The following is an 18,508-nucleotide window of genomic DNA, read 5'->3' as shown; positions in this document are numbered from 1 at the left end:
CCGCTGTCCCCAAGCAGTCAGGCGATGATCACCCCGCTGGTCTTGAGCGCATTCACATCCGTCGTGGACAAGGTGGTGCCCGCCAAGAAGATGTATTGCGTGGCCGAGCCCGCGCCGATGCCGTCCACATCGATCGTGATCAGCGTGCCGGTCTGGCTGGCATCCCAACTGCCAGCCACCACGCCCTGAGACGTGAGTGACGAACCTGCCACCCCGGTCGAGATGGACTTGACCCAGTCCGTCAGCGTGCTGCCGCCCGAGGTGTAACCCTCCAGCAACTGCGTGAGGTTGAGCTTGTCGCCTACCGAGCCGTTCCAGGCCGTGAAGTCGCGGACGATGTCGAGCGCCGTGCTGGTGTTGGTCGGGCCTGCATCGCCACGCTGCCAGACAAAGGTGTCGTTGTCGGTGCCCGACAAGGCACCGCCGCCACGGCCATACATGATGTCGTTGCCCTGGCCGCCAGTGATCACGTCGTCGCCGTTGCCGCCCATGATGTAGTCGTTGCCCGAGCCGCCATAAAGGATGTCATTACCCGTGCCCATGGTCTGGGTGAACAAGCGGTCTTCTAAGTTGGTCCCGCCAGGGCCGTCCAGGAACGCCGCACGGGCATTAATCACTGCCCCCGACACCGTGCCACCGGCGTTGTTGAACTGGCCAGCCGTGCTGTCGGCACCGCTGTCGAGCTCGGCCACGTAGTTGATGCTTGCCGTGGCATCGCTATCGGCTGAGACACCAGCACCCTGTCCGCCTGATGGGTTATTCGCCTTGGAGGTGCCCGACGGGGCTGTACCGGTTGCAAGATAGCCCAATGTGGAAGAACCACCAGACTGACTGGGAGGTGTGTTTGCAGTAGTGCTACCACCCGCACCAGCCCCCACGCCACCAGTACCACCAACCCCAGCAGCAGCGGCGTACAAGGACGCGGAACCGCCACCGCCGCCGCCGTAACCCCCATTCGCACCGGAGGTGCTTCCACCGGTCACAGAGTTGCCGGCAAAACCATCGCCAAACAAAATGTCATCGCCTGCACCGGCAAACAAATTATCAAAACCAGAGCCTGCACCACCACCCGACAAACTGCCACTGAGAACGGCACCGCCCGCGCCACCACCTGAACCATCGCCAAACAAAATGTCGGCTTGTGTGGTGCCCAGCAGGGTGTCGATACCGCCAGCGCCCGCTCCAACGGTGGTAGATAAATTGGCACGCCCCCCATAGCCACTCTCATCACCCCAAGCCGCCACACCTGTGGCGGTGCTGATCACGATGTCCAGCGCCGCATCGTACGTGCTGCCGCTGGTGGGCGTGACCGTGAAGGCACCGGCCGCCAAGCGGCCTGCGGTGGCTTCGTCGCTCTGGCTGTACTTGATCAGGTACTTGCCCGAGATCAGGTCGGCCAGACTCAAGATGGTGGTGGCCAATGACGACGTCACATTGGTGGCCAAGCCGGTGGGATCGCCCGCCGTGGCCAGGCTGAACAGCTGCAGGTTGGTCAAACTCGTGAACTTGATGCTCTGCAGCGCGCCCAGCTGGCTGGGGCTCAGGCCCAGTTGAGACAACTGCACCAGGCTGCCCAAGCCGCCGTCGGACAGCACATTGTCAGTGGCCGTGTCGGTGGCACCCGTAGCGGCCAGCACCAAGGGGGTGTTGAGCACAGCGGGCACGGCGCTGGTGAAGCTGGTGCCGTTCACCGTGCCGTCGCCCGTGGCAGTGACCACCACCCTGAAGAACTGACCCAACTGGCTCTGGTCGGCCGCCAGGGTGTAGGTGCTGCTGGTGCCATTGGTCGCCACATTGGTGTACAGGCCGTTGTAGGTGTTCGACACCTGCCACTGGTAGGCAAAGCTCAGCGTGTCGTTATCGGGGTCTGTCACCGCGCTGGTCACGGCGGTGAGTGTGGCGCCCTGCGCGGGCGTGCCGCTGACGCTCACGGCACCCGTGGCGGCACGGCTGGCCACGAACACCCCATTGTCCTTGAGCTGCTGGATGGTCTGCCCCGTCAAGTCCACATTCGTGAAGGTGAGCGTCTGAACAGGGGCAGAGCCCGCCGTGCTGTCCGGATCAATGGTGATCACCGTGTCCGCACCCACTTTCTGCATGCTGGTCACCCAATCGGTGATGGGGTTGGCAGAGTTGTAGTTGGTGAGCAAGCTGGTCAGGTTGAGTTTGTCTCCGCTTGTGCCGTTCCAAGCCACGAAGTTGCGCACCGTATGCGTGGTGTTGGCTGTGCTGACCTCCACCACATCGTTCGTGCTGTTGCTGAGCTCAAGCGGCACTGGCCCTCTGGTGGCGCTGGTGCGGTTTTCCACACCGCCTTTCACGTCGGTGTAGCTCACGTTCACGGCAATGGCCTTGTCAGCCAGGGCCGACGTCACGGTCAAGGTGGCGCCGGTCTGCCCGCTGATGACCGAGCCATTGGCCAGCCACTGGTAAGTGATGCTGCCGGGCACCCCATCGTCGTCGCTGACTTGGGCATTCAAGACTTGACCGATGTCTGGCGTGCCACTGATGGACACCTGCGCAGGCGTGTTGACAAAGGCCACCGTGCCCGTGGCCAGGCTGGTGAACTTCTGGGTGGCGTCTGTGGCCGAACTCACCACCACCGTGATGGTCTTGCCCACCTCGTTTTGGGTCAGGGTGTAGCTGCTGTTTGTGGCGTTGGCGATGTCCACCCCATTGGCTTGCCACTGGTAGTTGGTGCCGCCCTGCAGCGCATAGTTCACAGTCAAAGTGACAAGTTTTGCGGCCGCGCCGGTGATGGTGGGGTACACCAGGTCTTGCACCTTGAACGAGTCGTTCACCGCACTGGCGCTGTTGCCAGCGGCCACATAGGCCGCCTGCACCTTCGCATTCACGGTATCGAGATTGAGGGTGCTCACGCCGCTCACACCAGCATTGACGTAATCGCTCACGCCCAAGGTGCCAGTGCCCGCGGCATAAGCCGTGATTTTGGCCATGGCTGTGGTCTGCGCGGTCAGCTGCTGGCTGGAGAGCACCAGTTGGTCGTGCGCCACCAGGCTGTCGCGCAGCGCGTCAAAGCTGGCCATGCCCGTGCTGGCCAGGGTCACGCCGGTCAGGTTCATGACCATGTAGGGCATGAAGCTTGAGCCGTCGGCCTTGCCGTTGTAGTCCACCTGCACTTGGGCCACGCCCGAGCCGTTGTTCACCACGCGCACAAAGTCATTGACGCTGCTCGTGCCTGGCACATAGCCCTGCAGCAGGTCGGCCACGTTGATGGTGTCGGCGGCGGTGCTGGCGGCGGTGCCATTGCCCACGGTGTAGACGGCAAAGTCGGTGATGGTGTCCCGACCCACATTGCCCTTGCGGTAGACAAAGGTGTCGCGCCCGCCGTTGCCGGTGATGGTGTCGCCCGTGGCGCTGCTGGTGCTCGCATTGATCACTGGCCCGCCGTAGCCCACGATGGTGTCGTTGCCCGAGGTGCCCGCCAGGTTGGTGTCGACAGCGTTGGTGCCCGACACCACCGATTTGCCCGCCACCGTGCTGGTGTTGGCCTGCGGGGTCACGGTCAGCTGGCCCACCATCTTGGCGGTGGTTTCGCCGTCGCTCACTTGCAGCGTCAGGTCGCGGTAGAAGTCGGGCGGGGTGTTGCCGTTGTTTTGGTACTGCACCGCTCGCGCCACCGCCTGCACGGCCACAGCCTGCTCGGCTTTGCTCAGGCTGGTGCCCGCAAACGCCAAGTTCACCTGCAAGGCCTGGCCCGCAGTGCCATTGAGCGTGCTGTCCACCGTGCCGATCACCACGCCGTTGTAGCTCACGTTGCTGCCCGAGACGGAGACCAGGCCGGTGGTCACCAGGCTGAGCCTGTCTTCGGCATAGGCGTCGCCCAGGGTGACCTTGAGGCTGCCTTTGCTGAAGTCCTGGCTGAAGGTGCCCCCGTCGGCCAGCACCGTGAGGTCGCTGTACAGCGCCTGGAGGCTATTGGCTTGGGTCTCTGACCAGGTGATGCCGGGCGTGGTGCCGCCCAGACTCAACTGGCCCAACTGCAGGTTGCCGTTGGCCATCAGGGCGGACAGGTAGTTCCCATTGCTGGGCGTGAGCGTGTTGGCCAGCTCCACACCGCCCGCACCCTTGATCAGCGCCACGTTTTGCCATGCGCCCGAGCTGTTTTTGGTTTGCAGCATCAGGTGTGTGGCTGCACCGCTGCTGCTGACCGTGTAACCGTCGCTGCTGAGGTCGCGGGAGGCGACCACTTGCAGCACGCTGGCCACGCTGGCTGCGTCACGCGCACCGGTGTAGCCCAGCGCCGTGAGCAGGCCAGACACATTGATGGTGTCGCCATTGCCCCCGGCCTGCGTGAACGAGCCGTTCGAGAAGCCGCTGATGTTCGCTGGCGTGTAGGTGTTGAGCACGGTGTTGAACACCACTTTGTCGTGGCCACCGTTGCTGAGGTCGATGGTGTCACCGGCCTCGCCCACATTGCCGCCGTTGGGGGTGAAGGTGTCGTCGCCCTTGTCGCCCACCATGTAGTCTGCGTAGCGGGTGCCCACCCAGTTGCCGCCGTCGGTGGCGGTGCTGCGGTTTTCTGGGGCGACGGTGATCACGTCTTTGCCGCCCGGTGACACGGCCGTGAGCTGGCTGTCGACGATCTCGCGCAGCACGCTGCCCGCAATGCCCGTGGTGCCCAGGCCGCTCTTGCCGCTGACCACGGTGACACCCTGGTCGTTACCGGGGTAGCGCACCACCACGTCGTAGGTCTTGGCCGGGTCCAGGCCAAAGAACTCGGCATACGGTGCGCCTGCACGGGAAGCCCTGTAACCTAGCACGTTGTTGCCCACCAGTTGGGTGGCCACCAAATTGCCGGTACTGCTGTCGTACAGCGTCACCTGGGCACCCGTGCTCAGGGTGGTGTTGCCCGTGCTGTTGGCCACCTCGATGCGCAGGTAGGTGTTTTCTGCCACGGCCGTGGCGTTGTAGCTCACGATGCCTGCGCCAGAGTTGCTCAGCGCCAAGTCCAGGCTGCGGTCACCGTTGATGTCCATGGCCGAAACGGCTGCAACACCCACGCCACCGTCCAGCACCAAAGACCCGCTCAGGTCAAACACCTTGTTGGTGGTCTGCAATTGGAAGGTGCCCCCCACGTTGAGCCACACCTCGAAGTTGTAGGTTTGCGACCATACCAGCAAGTCTTGCCAACCATCGGCATTGACATCGGCCACCATCGCGTTGGTGTTGCTGGCGCTTGAGCCTGTGCTGAGGAAACCCACCTGGACGGTCACGTTGGTGTACACGCCATTACCCAAACCTTGGGTCACCCGAGAGCCACTGAAGATGTCCAACACACCGTCGTTGTTGTAGTCAATCGTGGTGATGTGGCCTTGGACACCTGCCCCGGCATTGTTTAGGAGACCTGTTGCAGTAAAAGCTGTACCGTCGCCTTTGTTGATCCAGAGACCCGAAACACCAGAGTTGCTGGCGTACATCACGTCCAGGTACCCGTCGCCATTGGCGTCGTAGGCAGCACTCTGCCGGTCACTGTTGCTGTTACCCGCCACACCCACCATCTTGCCATTGGCCACCGCCGTGGCCAGTTGGCCGTTGAGCGAAGCACCCAAATTGCCATTGCCCAGCCAATTGGCAAAATAACCAGAGGCTTGGTTGACAGAGCCAACACCTGCAGAGATGCTGACTGTACTCTGCGAGGAGTTCCAGAAATAGACCCTCATGCCTACCGTCGCGCCGTTCGCCAAGGGGTCGGCGACCTCCATGATGCCGTCGTTGTTGAGGTCGACCAAGCTGGACAAACTGGGTGCGAAACCAGCAGGTAAAGAGGGGCCTTGCACATAATCCAGGCCAGTCGGGGTTTTCAGATACACCGATTGCGCCGCGACGGTGGTGTACTTCATCACGTCCACCAAACCGTCGTTGTTCAAGTCCACCAACTGTCCGCCACCGATTCCCCCGGTTTTGAGGATGTCTGTGTTCACGGTGGTGCTTGGCAAAATCAGGAGCGAGTAAGCCGCAGACAGCACCGAGGTGTTACCCGCCACGTCGGTCTGGCGCGTCAGCAGGCGGTAGGTGCCTTGGGTCAGGTCGGCGCCGGGGGTCCAGCTGAAGGCGCCGGCACTGTCAGCCACCACGGTGGCCAGCAGGGTGGTGGTGCCATTGCCGGCGTCGAGCAGCACCTGCACGGTGGCACCGGCTTCGGCCGTGCCCTTGAGCACAGGGCGGGTGTTTTGGGTGCGGCCGTCACCCAGGGTGCCGGTGTCGTTGGTGGCGCTGGAGCTGTCGAGCGCGATGGTGGGTGCTGCGGCGGCGTTGTCCACCACCAGGGCCAGCGCAGTGCTGGCGGCACTGATGTTGCCTGCGGCGTCCAGCTGGCGGGCCGTCAGGCTGTAAGCGGTGCCGGTGGCGCTGCCGGGCAGGCCGGTGAGCGCGGCGCTCCACTTGCCGTCTGCACCCGCTTGCACGCGGGCGAGCTGCGTGGTCACGCCATTGGCGGTGTTGAACACGCTGACCCAGGCGTTGGCCTCGGCCCCCTGCCCGCTCACGGTCAGGCTGCTTTGGCTGGTGCGGTTGTCCAGGATGCCGGTGTCGTCTGCGGCGTTGAGCACCGGGGCACTCAGGGCGGCGGCGGCGGTGTCCACCGTGACCACCAGCGCGTTGGAAGCACCAGACACGTTGCCTGCGGCGTCCACCTGCACGGCGGTGAGGGTGTGGGCACCCGCGCTCAGGGTGGCGCTTTGCACGCGCCAGTTGCCTGCGCCGTCGGCCACGCCCTGGCCCAGCAAGGTGCTGCCTTCAAGCAGGCGCACGGTGGCGCCTGCGGTGGCACCGCCACCGGCAATGACCGGGCTGCTCAGGTTGGTGAGGTTGTCACCCAGGGTGCCGGTGTCGCTGTCGGCAGCCAAAGCGAGGCCCGTGGGAGCGGCGTCGGGCTGGCTGTCGATCTTGAGGCCGAGGGTGCCCAGGGTGGTGCCGCCGTTGTAGGCACCCACTTTGGCGATCAGGCTGTAAGTGTTGTCGACCAAGGCCGAGGTGAGGGTGATGGCCCAGTTGCCATTGGCGTCGGCCACGCCGCTGCCCAGCACGGCGCCGGTGGTGTCGTTGTACAGGTTAACGGTGTCGCCCGCTGTGGCCGTACCCTGACCCGCCTTGTTGACCACGGTGGGGGTGCTTCGGGCGGTGATGCCGTCGTCCAGCGTGCCGGTGTCGCTGCTGGTTTGCAGGCTGAGGGTGGGGGCCGTGGCACCCGTCTCAACCCGAAGGGTCAGCGGAGCCGTGGCGGTACTGGTGTTGCCCGCCCGGTCAACCTGCTGCGCGGTCAGGGTGTAGGTGGTGTTGTCTGTCAAGGCAGACGAAGGTGCGACGGTCCATTTGCCATCGGTGCCGACTGTGGCGGTGCCCACCGTGTTGCTGCCGTTGAAAACGGTAACGGTGGCCCCGGCTTCGCCGAAGCCCTGCAGAGTGGGGCTGGTGCTGGTGGTGGTGATCACGCCACCGCTGCTGAAAAGCACGTTGGCACTGGGCAAGCCAAAGAAGCTGATGGGGCTGATGGTGCTGTCCACCGTAATGGCTGTCGCCGGGCTGGCTGCGCTGCGGTTGCCCGCGGCGTCCACCACCTGCACGGTGAGGCTGTGCGCGCCTTGCGCCAGAGGGGCGCTGGGGCTGATGCTGTAGCTGCCAGTTGCGGTCAGCAGTGAACCCACCAGGTTGCCGTTGTCGTACAGCTCCACCGTGGTGTCGGCTTCGACCGTGCCGGTGAGCACCGGCTGGGTGATGCGGGTGATGCCGTCGCCGGTGGTGCCCGTGGTGCCGCTGCCTGCGGTGTCTTGGTCTGTGCCCAAGGTGGGCGCTGCCGGTGTGCTCGGGGCGGTGGTGTCGACCGTGAGCGTGGTCACGGGGGTGGCACTGCTCAGGTTGCCCGAGAGGTCTTTGGCCCGTGCGGTGATGGTGTGGGTGCTGCCCGTGGCCAGGGTGGCGGTGTAGACCCAAGCGCCGGTGTTGTCGGCCGTGGCGGTGCCCAGCAAGGTGGTTGTAGGTGTGCCGTTGACGGTGACGGTGTCATAAATGTTGACGGTGGGGGCGTCTTGCCCGGCCGTCACGCTCACGGTGCCTTTGAAGGTCTGGCTGGTGACGTTGGTCACGCCGTCGCTGCTGCTGCGGCCCGAGTCACCCCCGGAGAGCACCTGCACGGTGGGCGTGCTGGGGGTGGCGGTCAGGGTTTTGAACACATAGGCCGCCGACTTGTTCAAGGTAACCTGGTTGCCCGCCAAATCGGTCACCAAGGTGGTGATGCTGTGGTTGCCGCTGGCCAGGCTGGTGAAAGCATAAGTCCAGACGCCGCTGGCGTTGGCGGTGACGGTGGCCACGGGAGCGCCGTTGTCGAGCACTTGCACGCGGGCTCCGGCCTCGGTGGTGCCGGTCAGTGTGGGGGTCAGGCCCGAGGCCACGCTGGCGCTGTAGATGTTGCCGTAGCTGTCGGTGCTGCTGCTGGTCAGGACCGGGGTGGAGGGAGCGATGAAGTTGTCCACCGTCCAGGTGTAGCTGGCCGATGGGGTGGAGCTGACGCCATTCACCACTTGCACCACGCGCAACTGGTTGACGTTGGTCAGGGCCGTGGTGTAGCTGGCTGGTGTGAAGGCGTAGTCAAAAGTTCCGCCAACATTGGCGGTGCTACTGGCCGTGGTGCTGGCCACCAGCAAGCCGTTGGCCCACAGTTGCAAGGTGGCGCCAGCGGTGGTGCTGGTGCCGTTGAAGCTGGGTTTGCTGACCGTGCTGATTTGGTCAGTGGTCGTGCCGGTGGTGTCCGCGCCTGCCGTGTCTTGGTTGGCAGCCAAGGTGGGGAAGGTCGGGGCAGTGGTGGCAGTGCCGCTCAGAGTCAAATTCACAGCCGTGGTGCCCGCACTGGCAACGTTGCCCGCCACGTCGGTTTGTGTGGCGATGATGTTGTGGGAGCCCGCATCAAGGGTACTCTGGAATGACCAGGTCCCGTCTGCTCTGACCTGGGTGGTGCCAAATGGCGTCACGCTGCCGTTATCGAACAACTGGATGGTGGCCCTGCCCTCGCCAGTACCGGAGAGGATGGGGTTGATCGTTGTGGTGTTGGCGCTTGTGTTGTTGACGACCGGTTTGCCCGATGCAAGATCGACGGCCATGGAGAGCGCGGTGCTGGCGGTGCTGGCCACGTTGTTGTTGGCTGCGTCGGCGTACTTGGCGGTGATGCTGTAGGTGGTGCCTGCGCCCGTTGTTGCAGCCACCCCGCCTGTCAAGGCTGCAGGAGCGCTGCTCAGACCTGCACCGTAGGCAATGGTGTACACCCCATTGGTGTCGGCAACACCGGTGCCGATCAGATTGGTGCCCCCGTAGTACAGGTTGACCCTGCTGCCCGCCACCGCTGTGCCGGTGAAGGTGGGGGTGGTGATGTTGGTGACGTTGTCGTTGAGGTTACCGCTGTTGCTGGCCGGGGCCAGGGTCGGCCCGCCCGGTGCCCCCACCGGCACCGTGGTGCCGATGGTGAGGTCACGCGTGGCGCTGACGCTGTCTGCGCTGGTGGTCTGGGTGACCTTGACGTTGAAGTTGCCCAGTTGGCTGTCGCCGCCGAGGTTGTAGGTGTTGACGGTGGCCGTGTTGAGCGAGTACGACCAAGTGCTTGAGCTCACGGTGGTGGGGTTGACCGTGAAGCTGGCCCCGGTGACTTTGTTGGTCAGGGTCAGGCTGACCTGGCTCGTGCTCGTGGCGGTGGTGGCACCGCTGAGGGTCACGCCAGCGTTCAACTCAGTGGCATTGATCTTGTCATCGGTGGCGATGTTCGCGGTGATGGTGATGGCGTTGCTTGCTGTGGGCGTGTTGATCGTCACGCTGTAGGACGTGCTGGCGCTGACGCTCTGCCCCGCCAGTTGTTGGGTGGCGGTGAGGCTGTTAGAACCTGTGGTGAGGTCTACCGTGGGGGTTATGGTCCATGTGCCGTCGCCATTGACCACGCCGCTGCCGATCAAGCTGCCGCTCTTGAACACCTGTACAACAGCCGCAGGCACAGCGCCGGTGCCGGTCAGGCGCGGGCGGGCCAGCACGGTGGCGTTGTCGCCCGGGGTGCCGGTGTCGTCGGCAGCGAGCAGGGTGATGTTGGGCAGCGCTGTGGTCGTGGGGGCCACGATGGGGGTGTTGTCTGCCACCGTGAGGGTGGATGTGGCGGTGCCTGTGGTTTGCAGGTTGCCAGCCGCGTCGCGTGTTTTAGCGGTGATGGCGTAGCTGCCAGCTTTGTCGAGGCTGGTCAGTTGCAAGGACCATGCGCCTGCGCTGTTGGCCTGTGTGCGGCCCAGCAGGTCGTTGTTGCTGGAGTAGATCTCGACAAAGGCCCCTACTCCGTTGACCACCTCGGCCCCGGTGCCTGCCACGCTGGGCAGCAAAGAGGTGCTGATATTGGCACCGCCAGTGATGATCAATTGGCTGGTGGGGGCTGTGTTGTCAAAGATGACGGCATAGCTGGTGCCTGTTCCTGTGTTGGCCACACCTGTGGCGGTGCCTGTGCTGCTGACGTTGCCTGCCTTGTCGGTGGCGGTGACCACATAGGTGGTGCTGGCCGAAATGTTGGGTACGTCTTTGCTCCAGTTGCCTTGGCTGTCGGCATAGACCACTGTGCCAGAGTTGACTTCGGCACTGCCGGTGTAGACCCTGATGAGCGCACCCGCTTCGGCGGTGCCGGTGAGGGTGATGGTGGCGCTGTTGGTGCGGTTGTCGCCTTGCACGCCGCTGTCAGAAGCGGCGGCCAAGCCCACGGTGGGCACTGTGGGGGCCAGGCTGTCGTGGGTGATGGTCAGTGCGTTGGCTGAAAAGTCCGAGCTGCCCATCGGGTTGCTGGCCCGGGCTTTGAGCGTGGTGGTGGCGTTGGTGTTGAGGTTGACCGTGGTCGACCAAGCCCCAGCAGTGACTGTGATGGGGGTGCCCACAGCCACATAGGTGCTGCCGTCGCTTTGGAGCTGGAAGAGCTGGATGGCGTCGCCGTTGTTGGCCCACGAGCCGCTGACGGTGACGGTGGTATTTTTGGTGGTGTTGTCTGTGCCGTAGTTCACGACTTGGCTGTTAACCGTTTGTGAGCCAGTGATGCTGAACGTGTCGTCGCTTGTCGACAAGTTGTTCAGTACCGGTGCTGTGGCGGGCGCGGGGTTGACGGCGTAGACAACGGAGCCGGTGGACAGGGCGTCCGCCCCTCCCACCAACTTGGTGTTGCCCGCCAAGTCGGTTTGGCGCAGGGTCAGGGTGTGTGTGCCTACACCTGGCAAGGTGACGGGCACTGTGGTGCCCGCTGTGGAGGTGAGCGTGATGCGACCCACGGTGGAGCTGACCGTGGTGGTGCCGTTGTTGTAACTGTCGATCACTTCGATGATGCCCCCCGCTTCACCCGTGACGGTGACGCTGGTGTTGGTGCCCACCACGGCTGCGGTGGTGGTGATGAGCACGGGCGCTGCAGAGGCGGTGTCTACCGTGACGGCCAGGTTGGGGCTGACCGCAGAAGTCGTGCTGCCCACGGTTTGGGTGACGTTGAAGCTGTAGTTGGCAGCTGCCAATGGTGTGGTGGGGGTGAACTCCCACACGCCTGCGCCAGTGCCAGCGGAGAAGGTGCCTGGGACTTCGACCAAGCCGTTGTAGGCCTTCAACTGAGTGCCTGCGGTAACGCTGCTGCTCACCCCGCTGATGACCAGCACGGGCTGGGTGGCGTTGGTGATGCCGTCGTTGTTGAAGGCTCCGCTGTCAGAACTGGCCTTGAGCACAGGCGCGGCCAGTTGGGGCACCACTGTGGTGTTGGCGGTGACGCCAGCACTGGTGGCGCTGATCGTGACCGATGAGGCCAATGCCTGCAGGTCGCTGGCGTTGCCAGCCAGGTCTTTTTGGCGAGCCTTGAAGCTGATGATTTGGTCCGAACCGGTGGCTTGGTTGGGCAGCTGGACAGACCATGTACCCGAAGTGCTGGTGTAGCCACTGGCCAAGACGGTGGTACCGTCTGCGGCGCTGACCAGTTCGATGATGGCGTTGGCTTCGGCACCGCTGCCGGTGATGGTGGGTTGGGCGGCCCCGCTGGTTGGTGGGGTGTTGATGGTCAAGGCGCTGGGGGCGGCTTGGTCGACTGTGACGGCCAAGGCGACGGTGCTGCGCGAGCCCACGTTGCCTGCGGTGTCGACTTCGGCGGCACGCAGGCTGTAGGTGAAGCCTGCGGGCAAGGTGACTTGGCCGCTGAAGGTGCCCGGTATGCTGGTTTCTGTCAGTGTGGCCAGTGCCGTGGTGCTGGTGCCGTTGAAGATTTGCACCCTGGAACCCGGTGTGGCCCCGCTGACTGTGAGGGTTTGTGTGCTCTCGTTGGTCACGCCGTCTGTGCTGTTGCGGCCGCTGTCTACGGACAGCCCTCCCACGAACGTGAGGTTGGTGACAGGCGCGGTGCGGTCGATGGTCAGGCTGAGTGTGTCTGTGCCACTGATGCCTGTGGTGAATGCACTGGCGTTGCCTTGGGCGTCGAGCACGCGGGCTTTGATGACGTAGGCGCTTGAGCTTTCTGGCAGTACGCTGGCGTTGCTGGTGATGACGCCGGTGGTCCAGGTGCCACTGGTGGTGGTGGACGAGGTGCCCAGTCGGTTCAAGGCGGTGGTGCCTGTGGGGTCGAATTGCCAGACCTCCACCGTGCCGCCTGCCACCGCGCCGCTGCCGGTGAAGGTGAGCGAGGTGGCGCTGGTGATGTTGTCGGTTTGGCTGAAACCTGTGTCCACCGCTGTGGTGCCGGTGAGTTTGAAGCCGGTGGGTGCGTTCACGGTCACTGGCGCTGCAATGGTCAGGCTCAGCGGCGCAGATGCGTTGCTGGTGTTGCCTGCCAAGTCGGTTTGCTTGACGGTGAGGACTTGCACGCCGGTGGTCAGGGCGCTGGCCCAGCCACCCGATGCGCTGGTGAGCCCAGGCAAGATGGCCCAGGTGCCGTCGGCGTTGACAGTGCCAGTGGCCACGGGCGTGGTGCTGGTGCCGGCATAGACCTGGATGGTGGCCCCGGCTTCGCCGCCTGAGCCACTGAGTCTGGGCGTGGTGACGGTGGTCGTGCCGTCGCCTTTGGTGCCGGTGTCGCTGCCGGGGTCGAGCACGGCAGCGGTGGGGGCATTGGCGGTGAGGTCGACCACCACCAAGGTGGCGGTGCTGTCTGTGCCGCTGATGTTGCCTGCCGCGTCGTATTGACGTGCGGTGTAGTTGTGCCGGGCCTCGCTCACGTTGGTGAGGGTGGTGGTCCAGCTGGTGCCGGTGGCTTGCACGGTGGCGACTTTGATGCCGTTGTCCATGACGTCCACATAGCCATCGCTGTTGTTGGCGGCCACCGTGCCGCTGAGCTTGAGGGTGCGGCTGTTGGTGATGCGGTCGGCATTGGTGCCGGTGCTGTTGAGGCTGCTGCTGGTATCAGAGCTGGCGTCAAGCGCCACCGCGCCAGGCGCTGTGCCTGGATCGGTGCTCACAGAACCACCGGGTTTGATGTTGTCAAACACGACGGTGTAAGCCGACGAGGCGGGGCTCCAGGTGCCGGTGAGGCTGCTGGCTTGCTTGACGGTGAAGGTGGTGTTGGCACTCAGCACATCCCCGCCACTCAGGGTGTATTGCCAGACGCCGTTGGCATCGGCCTGAACGGGGGTGCTGGCGTTGAGCGCAGTGGGAGACCCGTTTTTGAAGATCTGGATGTAGGCGCTGCCCAAGGCACCGCTGCCGGTCAGGGTAGCGGCAGCGACGTTGGTGATGCCGTCAGATTGGCTCACGCCGCTGTCGGTGGCGGCCGTCAGGCCCAGGCTGGTGAGCTGGGCGGGGGCCACGGCTTGTACGGCGCTTTGCCAGTCGACGTTGGTTGTCGCGCTAGGCGTGCTGGTGTTGCCCGCTTTGTCGGTGTATTGGAGGCTGAAGGCCTTGGTGCCGGCACTCGCTGGCGCAGCCAGTGTGAAGTTGAAGCTGCCGTCATTGCCTGCGGTGGTTTGGCCCACAGGCGTGCCGTCAGACAAGAGCTGCACCGTGGCACCGGCTTCTGCGCCCGTGCCAGAGATGATGGTGTTGGGATAGACGGTGCCGCTCAAACCACTGAAGCTGAGGGTGTTGGTGGCCTGGGTGTCGAGCGTGAAGTTGAGGGTTTGCACGCTGGCGTTGCCCGCCTTGTCGGTCTGACGCACGTCGACTTGGTAGGTGCCGTCGCTCTGTGGAACGGTGTAGGTTTCGCTCCAGTTGGCAACGGTTGCGCCGGTGGTTTTGTTGGTGACGCGGTATTCGACTTTGTCGCCTGCCTCGCGGGTGGGCGCGGTGATGTCGCCACGGCTGGTGATGCCGTCGTTGTTGACCACCGCACTGGCCGTGGTGATATTGAAGCCAGGGGCTGTGTCGTAGCTCAGCTTGGCGTTGGGCACGGCGGGTGCGGTGCTGTCGAGCGTGAAGGTGCGGGTTTGCACGTCGCTGACGTTGCCCGCCCGGTCGGTCTGGCGCACTTCGACTTGGTAGGCACCATCGGCTGTGCCGTTGGCCGCTGGGGCGGCGTAGCTGGTGCTCCAGTCGCTGACCACGCTGGTGGCCGTGAATGTGCTGCCGCTCAGGGTGCCTTTGCTGAGCCTGTATTCGACTTTGGCACCTGTCTCTGCGTAGCCAGGCGCTCCCACGGCGAGGCTGTTGGTGATGTTGTCGGCATCGTTGCCGCTGACGCCGTTGGTGCTGTCGGTGAAGGTGGCCGTGGGCGTGGCGGGCTTCGTGCTGTCAAGCGTGAAGGTGATGCTTTGCATCGCGGCCACGTTGCCCACTGCGCTGGTGCCGTTGACGTTGCCCGCCAGATCGGTCTGGCGGATGTCGACTTTGTAGACGCCTTCGTTCGCGCCATTGGCAACGGGGGCGGTGTAGGTGGTGCTCCAGCCGCCGTTGGTGCCGCTGTTGAGCACATTGCCGTCTTTGGTGACGCGGTATTCGACTTTGGCGCCGGTTTCGGTGTTGTTGGCGGCCACGATGGCACCGCTGTTGGTGATGCCGTCGATGTTGTTGCCCGCCAGGCCGTTGGTGCTGTCGAGCGCGAGTTTGGCGTTGGGGGTGGCCAGTTGGGTGTCGACCACCAGGGGCTGCACGGTGGATTCGGAGTAGCTGGCACCACCGACGGCGAACAACCGCGCCTTGACTGAATAGGGGGTGGTGGAATCTGCACCCAATGCCGACCGTGCCACGGTGACGGTGATGGCGGTGCTGGGGCTTGGAACGGTGTAGCCAGCGCCGCTGGCCGTGACGGGGATACCGTTCACACTGAAGGCGATGGAGGTGTTGCCGCTGAGCAGCTTGAGGGTTTGGTTTGCGGTGAATGTGCCGCCAATGACGAGGTCAACCGTGTTTTCGTTGGCGTTGAGGTAGCTGTCGGCCGAGGCGTTGTTCGTGGTGTCGACCATCAAGGTCATGGACACGCCCGTGAAGGCGCGAATGATCGCACTGCCTTGTGCCGTCAGCAGTTGTGCGCCTTGGCCACCAAAGCCCACGGCCGCCGCGCCAATGCCCTGTTTGATGGCGGTCTGCAAATTGCTGGTTTGGGCGGAGGTATTGGTCAGCGAACCTGCTGTCGTATCTAACGCGCCAGCAATGGTGAGCGCGATGTCTGCGGCGGTGAAGTTGCTGAGGTCTTGGGCTTTGGCGTAAGCGCTTTGCGCATTGGCAATCACGGCCAAGGCGCGGCCGTAGGCGTTGGCGATTTTGGTGGCGGTGTCGGCTGTGCCGTTGTTATCGGTGACCACGCTCGCGACCACGTTCCCGGATGTGTTGACCGTGGTGTTCACACTCTGGGTGGCGATGTCAATGCCGTTGCCACTGTCGTCCACAATGCTGAAGGCCTTGGCCACGGCTTTGTTGGCGGTGAGTACGTCGGATTGGATATCAGCCAACGTTTTGCTGCCCCAGGTGCTGGGCAGCGTGGGCGCGCCGCTGGCCGCCGGTGCGCTCACGCCCAGTTTGTTGGCCGCAGCGGTGGTCAGTGGGGTGACGCTGAGGGTGACGGATTGGCCTGCTTTGCTGCTGTCAATGGCGGCCACCGTGGTGAGCACGGTGCCCACGCCCAGGTCGGTGGGCAAGCCTGTGGCTTCGCTCACGTAGTTGGGGGCGCTGCTGTTGTCTACAAATTTGGCAATCACCACTTTGCCGGCATAGCTGTTGTCGAGCACGCCGGTGTATTTGACGTTGCCGGTGTCAAAGCTCATGTTGGTCAACAAGCTGCCTGTTTGGCCGTCGTACAAGGCCATGGTGGAGCTGGTGTCTGTGCTCAGTTGCGGGCCGTTCGTGACCACGCCGTTGGTCCGGATGCCCGAGCCGTTGATGGTGACCGTCACGGTGCTGGTGCTGCTGGCTGTGGCAGCTTGACCGCTGTTGTCGGTGGCTTTGAGGGTGTAGGTCAGTGTGTAGGTCTCGCCCGTGGCCAGCCAGCTGAAGGCTTTGCTGAGTGCGGTGCTGTCACCGCTGTCGAACGACCAGCTGAGGTTGTTGCTTTGCGTGCTGTCGGCGGTGTTGTTGGTGCCCGTGCCGCCGGTGAGGGTGAGCAGCGCTTTGAGCGCATCGTTGGTCAGTGTGCTTGGTTTGTATGACGCGCCATTGCCGCCTTCTGCCACGCTTTCTACCGTCACGTTGACGGTGTCGCTGGTGTCTGCGTCACGCAAGGTCAGGGTGCCGGTGGTGCTGATGGCGTTGCCACGGTTGCTGCCGTAGTTGATGGTGAGGCTCGGCGTGGCGCTGTCTGTGCCTGTGACGGTGATGGCAGGGGTGTCGTTGGCGCCGGTGATGGCGAACACGGCATCGGTGCTGACCGTGTTGCCCGCATTGTCAATGACGGAGATGGTGAAGGTTTCTTTGATGCCAGTGCTGGCAGCGGTCAGGTTTTGGGTGTCTGTATCGCTGTTGTCGAGCGCGTAGCTGACTTTGCCTGTGGACTTGTCAAACGTGGCTGTACCGTAAGTGCCTACTTTGGTGAACTGGTTGGCATTGCCTGTGGCCAACCAGCCGCCGGTCGAGGTCATGGTGGCGGTGTCAAAGTTGGCCGTGCCACTGTTGTCGCTCTTGGTAACGGTGATCTCGGACGAGTCTTGGCCTTTGGTGATGTTGCCGACACCACCGTCTTCCGCCAAAGTGAATGTTGCGGTGCCTGGGGTGGCTGTGGGGGCCACGTTGTCGACCTTGTAGCTGGCGTTGTCGGCCACCAGGGCGTGGGTGAGTTTGGCGTCTGTGGTGCCATCGGCATGCAGCTTGATGCTGCCACTGGCTCCGCCGTTTGTGAATGTGATCGCGTTGGCTGTGATGCTGAAGCCATCCGAGTCATACAAGGCCTTGGTACCACCAGCAGGCACGGTGTATTTGAATTTGAGGGTTGTGAGGCCCTGTGCGTTGGCACCGGTGAGTATTGCATCGTAATTGGCATATTCAGTGACCGAGCCGACCTGGATGGCCAGCTTGGGCGTGCCTGCGACATCCACCGGTTTTTTCATGACCACGCTGACGACGACGGTGTCGCCTTCGTTGAGGTAGCTGTTGGTGGTGGCGCTGGTGGCGGTGGTGTCGATGGTGACCGACTGGATGTCAGACAGGCCGGGGGTGGTGGCAGAAGTATCCAGCCATGCAGACTGAATTTTCTGAAATGGTTCGGGCAAATTGCCGTCGTACAGTCGAGCATCCGTCTCGGCGTTCAGAGTGATGCGCCCGTCTGCGAAATACAACACATCGTTTTCGTTGCTCACCGTGATGGTGACGACTTCCACCGCACCAACTGGCAAACCGGCTGTCCGCGTCAGGGTGTATACCCCGGTTTCTTGATTGATGCTTTGCGCGTAATCGGCAAAGTTGCCTGTCAGATAGATTTTGTCGTCGCCTGGTCCCAAGTCAGTGGCATCCACCGATGTGCCAGCTCTCACATAAACCGAATCCGCGCCACCCGCTCCGACCACCTTCATCACCTGCCCCACTTGCGGTGCCTGCGGTATCGCTACGCCTTCAGAATCAAAAACAAACACCTTGACTGGCGTCGTTGAGGTGGTGCTTGCACCCAACTCTGACAAGACTGCTGGCGTGCCCCCGTTAGTTAACCAAGTTGGATCGATTGTTTGGAACGGCGTGGCCGAGTTGGCGTCGTACAGCCGGGCATCTGTCTCGGCGTTGAGGGTGATATGACCATCGGCGAAATAGAGCACATCACTCTCATTGCTGACCGTGACCTTGACCACCTCGCTTTGCCCGACGGGCAGTCCGACTGTCCGGGTAAAGGTGTACACGCCTGTATCTTGGTCAATGCTCTGACTGTAGTGGGCCAGATTACCCGTCAAATAAACGACATCATTACCCGTACTCAGATCTGTCAGGTCAGCAGAGGCACCCGCCTGTACAAACACCGTATCGACACCGCCGCCGCCGACGATTTGCGCCTCCTTCCCCAAAATGCTGAGTTCGGTAATTCGCTGCGCCCAGTCGATGAAGTTGCCATTGGGGTCGCCAATGAAGTATTTAATTGCAATGGTCATGGTGTATTTCCTTTTATTTTTCGAAAGGG

The 18,508-nt window shown here is 63.3% G+C and carries 1 protein-coding gene; it reads right to left on the bottom strand.

The features are described 5' to 3' along the window. Nucleotides 1-17: 17 nt before the first annotated feature. Nucleotides 18-18,479, bottom strand: coding sequence for an Ig-like domain-containing protein (locus ACOAP0_RS15265; protein WP_498377099.1), 18,462 nt, complete (start codon nt 18,477-18,479; stop codon nt 18-20). Nucleotides 18,480-18,508 lie beyond the last annotated feature (29 nt).

Source organism: Curvibacter sp. Hmag1.1 (genome assembly GCF_059769165.1).
The sequence above is the reverse complement of the archived record's forward strand: the minus strand, read 5'-3'. Positions and strand labels throughout refer to the sequence as shown.